The 1,600-nt window shown below is 58.1% G+C and carries 3 protein-coding genes; all 3 read left to right on the top strand.

Features of this window, described 5'->3' with window-relative positions; translation table 11 throughout:
• Positions 1 to 348 precede the first annotated feature (348 nt).
• The 3 genes from BLT64_RS25895 (at position 349) to BLT64_RS25885 (ending at position 1,501) form a co-directional block, all read left to right on the top strand.
• A complete protein-coding gene (locus tag BLT64_RS25895) occupies positions 349 to 834 on the top strand; it encodes a helix-turn-helix domain-containing protein (protein ID WP_074988200.1) in 486 nt (161 codons plus the stop codon).
• A gap of 275 nt (positions 835 to 1,109) precedes the next feature.
• Positions 1,110 to 1,301, top strand: coding sequence for a hypothetical protein (locus BLT64_RS25890; RefSeq protein ID WP_139171663.1), 192 nt, complete (start codon positions 1,110 to 1,112; stop codon positions 1,299 to 1,301).
• Positions 1,301 to 1,501, top strand: a complete 201-nt coding sequence (locus tag BLT64_RS25885) for a hypothetical protein (protein WP_041529724.1) — start codon at positions 1,301 to 1,303, stop codon at positions 1,499 to 1,501. The genes BLT64_RS25890 and BLT64_RS25885 overlap by 1 nt, the downstream gene beginning before the upstream one ends.
• Positions 1,502 to 1,600 lie beyond the last annotated feature (99 nt).

Below are 1,600 nucleotides of genomic sequence, written 5' to 3'. Positions count from 1 at the left end.
GCGAAGGCAGGCCAGATCGGGGACGATCAGGGATTTTGCAGATCAGGGACATGAGGATGCTCTTGGGGTTGTGCCGCCGTGGCGGCGGGTTGAGGAGAAATGACACTGAAATCGCTGCCGACCGGATTAGCGGACATGTAGGCGCGAACGCGGTCCATGGTCCTAGGCAGACACTGGCCGCCGTTATCCAACCTGGAGAACAGTCGGCTGTCAGAGACAGCATACAGGCCGAGCGTAACGAGAGAGATGCCCCTCGCCTCCGCGTATGCCCTACAGTCGTGAACGAATTCAGCAATCATGCCCGCATGTAGGATTATAATCCTCACTCTTGTCAAGGACTATTATCCTATGGCGGGACGAACGTCCTTCGATCAAACTAAATACATGTCGATTAGAGACCCCTTCATCGAAGGATTGCGTCAGATTTTCGATGCGAGACCCGACCTCAAGCCCGCCACCGTGTCGGTGGAAGCGGGCCTGGACAACTCGACCATCAGGAAGCTCTTAGCGGGGAGCAACAGCTCTCCTCGCGTGGAAACGGCGCAGAAAATTGCATCAGCAATGGGATACGCCCTATCGGACATCATTGCGATAGGTGAGCATCCGGACGCCAGACCGGCGATAGAACTACTTGAAGAGATTTACACTTTGCCGCCCGAAATTATGCAAGAAGCGCTCACTTACGCGCAATTTCTCCTAACGCAACAGGAGGAAAATCGTCTTCAGGCGCAAGAACAGCATCAGAGTTCTGGGGAAGGATCGACGCAGCAGAAGCGCCGGCAGAACGTTCAGAAGCTGCTCTCTTCGCCACTTCCACGGCGAACCGCAGGCTAACCACAGCGCTATCGTCGAGCCGCAACAGGCACCGAAGTGTCTCCGACTTGCTCAACATGGCGCCTCCCTTATCACTAGCCACCCTATCGTTGAGCCAACTTCGAGCGTTGGCAAGAACAAACGGTGAAGAATTCCTCCCGATCCTAAGAACGGGCCAATGAGTCGCGCCCGGACGAAAGTCCGAAATAATAGGATTACTGTCCTGTTTGATGTTGACATAGGATTTTTGTCCTGTCAGCTTTAGCCTCATCCGCAAGCCTTGGATGGAGCGCCTGATGCAACTCCCCTCCCTCATTGTGACCCCGCGCGCGGTCTCCGATGCGCGCACCATCATCGCCAACGCCGAGTTGGCAGACGCGGCACCGGAAAGCCTGCGGCGTCTGGCCTGCATGGTCGTCGCCAGCGCGCACGGCGTGATGCAGCGCCAGCGCCACCGCCCGGCCAACCTGCGCGGGGAGAAGTTCTGATGCAGTTCTATAGCGACTATGGAAACGAACAGGTCGAACGACTGGCGCGCCGCATTTGCGAAGCCTTTGGGGCCGACCCGGACAGGCTGGTCAAAGACAACGGCTACCCAGATGCACCGAAGATCCCCGAGTGGTGGAAACATCAGGACTTCGCGCTGCAATTTCTCGCATGCTCAGCGGCGCTTTCGGAGAGCTCCTGATGCAGGACGCGGCCGCCGCCAAGACCATGTTCGTCGAGGGCCGAGATGGCCTGATCCTCGACCGCCACACGGGCCGCGAACTGGCGCGCGTGGCGGTCG

It is taken from the genome of Paracoccus denitrificans, from assembly GCF_900100045.1.
GTDB classification, from domain to species: domain Bacteria; phylum Pseudomonadota; class Alphaproteobacteria; order Rhodobacterales; family Rhodobacteraceae; genus Paracoccus; species Paracoccus denitrificans.
This window is presented reverse-complemented; position numbering and strand designations above follow the sequence as displayed.

What these genes read in the sequence shown, in the direction of transcription:
- BLT64_RS25895 (WP_074988200.1), top strand. Translation starts at nt 349, where the DNA reads ATGGCGGGACGAACGTCCTTCGATCAAACTAAATACATGTCGATTAGA.
- BLT64_RS25890 (WP_139171663.1), top strand. Translation starts at nt 1,110, where the DNA reads ATGCAACTCCCCTCCCTCATTGTGACCCCGCGCGCGGTCTCCGATGCG.
- BLT64_RS25885 (WP_041529724.1), top strand. Translation starts at nt 1,301, where the DNA reads ATGCAGTTCTATAGCGACTATGGAAACGAACAGGTCGAACGACTGGCG.